The sequence below is a fragment of the Hoeflea sp. BAL378 genome, assembly GCF_000759435.1.
In the GTDB taxonomy this organism is placed as follows: Bacteria; Pseudomonadota; Alphaproteobacteria; order Rhizobiales; family Rhizobiaceae; genus Hoeflea.
The window spans coordinates 1-1,173 of sequence record NZ_JRJG01000209.1; the positions used below are offsets into that span (position 1 = coordinate 1).

2 protein-coding genes are annotated in these 1,173 nt (G+C 69.9%); both read left to right on the forward strand.

From position 1 onward, the window contains the following. The first annotated feature begins 183 nt into the window (after window positions 1–183). Window positions 184–597 carry a ketosteroid isomerase-related protein gene (locus LL06_RS25245; protein WP_035533601.1) on the forward strand — a complete coding sequence of 138 codons (414 nt, stop codon included), beginning with the start codon at window positions 184–186 and terminating at the stop codon, window positions 595–597. Window positions 598–601: 4 nt separating this feature from the next. Next, window positions 602–1,173 (forward strand): GNAT family N-acetyltransferase (locus LL06_RS25250; protein WP_052161908.1); only part of this gene is annotated, 572 nt, incomplete at its 3' end.

Below are 1,173 nucleotides of genomic sequence, written 5' to 3' on the forward strand. Positions count from 1 at the left end.
CGGCATGCGCAGACCCTACCTACCCGAAGGCACTGCCCCGCGCGGCTCTCCGGACCAGATCTTCACACCCCCGGCGGTGCCCCCGCGCGGAAACGCGGACGGCTGCCGATGCCCGCATTCGCCCTTGCATCGCATCGCCCGCCTGTGGCACCTCTCGGCTTCACGAGCCAACAGGAGCCCGCCATGAGCCGAGACGACACCACCGCCCTGATCCGCCGCTATCTCGAGGCGTTCAACGCCAAGGATTCCGACGCCATGCTCGCCTGCCTGTCCGACGACGTCATCCATGACATCAACCAGGGCGGCCGCGAGATCGGCAAGGAGAAGTTCCGCTGGTTCAACGCCAAGATGAGCCGGCACTACGACGAGGAGCTCTCCGACATCGCCATCATGACGGATGACAGCGGCGGCCGCGCCGCGGCCGAATTCACCGTGCGCGGCACCTATCTTTCCACCGACGAGGGCCTGCCCGAGGCCAATGGCCAGCGCTATTCGCTGCCCGCCGGCATCTTCTTCGAGATCGATGACGGCCTCATCAGCCGGGTGACGATGAGCTACAATCTGCCCGACTGGATCGCCAAGGTCAAAGCCGGCTGAGGCGATGGCGGCCGGCTCCCAAAGCCTCGATTTCTCGGTGCTGACGGCGGGCGAGACCGACGCGGCGCTCGCCGACCTGGCGCGGCTCCGGATCGCGGTCTTCGCCGCCTGGCCCTATCTCTACGAGGGGGACGCGGATTACGAGGCGGGCTATCTCGCCCGCTTCGCCGCCTCGCCGGGCGCGGTGATCGTCGCCGCCCGCGATCAGGACGGCCGCATGGTGGGCGCGGCCACGGCGGCGCCTCTCGCCGATCATGCCGCGGAATTCGCGCGCCCCTTCGCCCGCGCCGGGCTCGATCCGGCCGATTTCTTCTATCTCGCCGAATCGGTGCTGCTGCCGGATTACCGCGGGCAGGGGGCGGGACGACGGTTCTTCGAGATGCGCGAGGCCGCCGCCCGGGCGCAAGGGTTCGCGCGCAGCGTCTTCTGCGCGGTGATCCGCCCGGACGACCACCCGGCCCGCCCCGCCGCCTATCAGCCGCTGGAGCCGTTCTGGCGGCGGCTCGGCTATGCGCCGCTCCCGGGCCTGGTGGCGGAGTTTTCCTGGCGCGACCGCGGCGAGGCGGGTGAAAGGGT